The organism is Altibacter sp., assembly GCF_019913785.1.
Lineage (GTDB): Bacteria > Bacteroidota > Bacteroidia > Flavobacteriales > Flavobacteriaceae > Altibacter.
Window position 1 is genome coordinate 1 of sequence record NZ_JAIOHK010000083.1, and the last position, 1,529, is coordinate 1,529.

General features: G+C 40.9%; 2 protein-coding genes. Both read right to left on the minus strand.

Going from position 1 to position 1,529, the window contains the following annotated elements; translation table 11 throughout:
• Positions 1 to 348, minus strand: a 348-nt coding sequence (locus K8F54_RS13750) for a RimK/LysX family protein (protein ID WP_290791872.1), incomplete at its 3' end; no start/stop codon positions are given.
• Between the two features lie 79 nt (positions 349 to 427).
• Positions 428 to 1,297 (minus strand): RimK family alpha-L-glutamate ligase, encoded by an 870-nt coding sequence (locus K8F54_RS13755; RefSeq protein WP_290791874.1) that lies wholly within the window; start codon positions 1,295 to 1,297, stop codon positions 428 to 430.
• Positions 1,298 to 1,529 lie beyond the last annotated feature (232 nt).

Genomic DNA, 1,529 nt, shown 5'->3' on the forward strand with positions numbered 1-1,529 from the left:
CCCTATAAGTACCGGATAGCGCATTTCTTCTCGATCACTCAGTGTTAAAAAGATAGGATAGGTTTTTCCAAATAAGATTATTTCGGTTAAAATTCGGTATCGTGCCTGTATTTGACCATTACTGCTTTTTACCACTTTTACATCGTAGCGGTCAAAAACAAATTCCTTTTCGTGATAGGCCGGATGTTCTTCATCTAGAAAGACACATTTCAAATAGTTGTCAACGACCACCACATTTTTGCAATGGATGCTAGAGGTATAAGCACCTGTGTCTATTTTTACCTCGACATCAAATAAATTTAGCAGGGGGAAATCTGCCTTGTCAACTCTTCCTATTTTTCTTTTCAATGCAATCAGTTTTATTGGTGCAAGATACTAAAATGCCAGTCTGTTTCGATGAAGTTGGTATACTTAGGCGCAAGTTGACTTACTTATTACGCTCTAAATATCCAATGATACTTTTTGAAATATTTTTCCCGGTTGCGGTTTCAATACCCTCCAAACCGGGAGTTGAATTTACTTCCAACACCAAGGGACCTCTACTAGATTGTAGAATATCTACACCACAGACGCCTAAGCGAAGTGCTTTTGCAGCCCTAAGCGCGAGGCTTTCTTCTTCATAGCCTAATGTAATCACTTCGGAAGTTCCTCCGCGATGTAAATTCGATCTAAAATCCCCCTCCTTACACTGTCGTTTCATCGCTGCTACTACAACGCCATCAACTACAATGGCCCTTATGTCTGCTCCATTAGATTCTGAAATAAATTCCTGAAGCAAAAACTTAACACCGGCCGTTTGAAGGGTTTCGACAGTAGCCAAAGCAGTTTGATAGGTTTGCGCCAGAATGACTCCATGTCCGTGTGTACCCTCCAATAGTTTTATAATTAGCGGGTTTCCATCAAAACTTCTAAGTTGTTCTTCATAATTGATAGCATGTGCCAACATGGTTTTGGGAACGGCAACACCTGCCTGTGTTAAAATTTGAAAACTAGTCCACTTATCTCGCGATTTGACAATGGCGTCGGCCGTGACGGCCGTGAATACCCCCATGGACTCAAAATGTCGCACTAAGGCTGCCCCGAAATAGGTGTTGGAAGCTCCAATCCGTGGTATAACCGCATGTAGGTCATCTACCATATCACCTTGATAGTTTAAGATTGCCGTACCATTTTCAACTAAAAGCTCACAATGATCGGGATCTAAGACTTCCATGGTGTGATTTCTCGCCTCCCCGGCTCGTAAAAGGCTTTTGGTAGAGTAGAGACCACCACCACGCGATAATATGGCAATATTCATAAAGTGAATTTAACCCTTGCAATGTAATAAAAAATTAAAACGACAAACCGACAAGAAGTTTAGAATGTTCATTTAGCTCATTTTTAACACTAATTGAAACTTCAAAGCGCTTCAAAAAAACAAAATTGCAAGTATCTTTGAGGTATGGCCGAAGCATCTGTGATATTGCAAATTTCTACGCTCCCGGAATCTCCCGGGGTCTATCAATATTACGACAAGGACGAAAAATTGC

Coding starts and splice junctions, on each gene's coding strand:
- K8F54_RS13755 (WP_290791874.1), bottom strand. CDS start 1,297: ATGAATATTGCCATATTATCGCGTGGTGGTGGTCTCTACTCTACCAAA.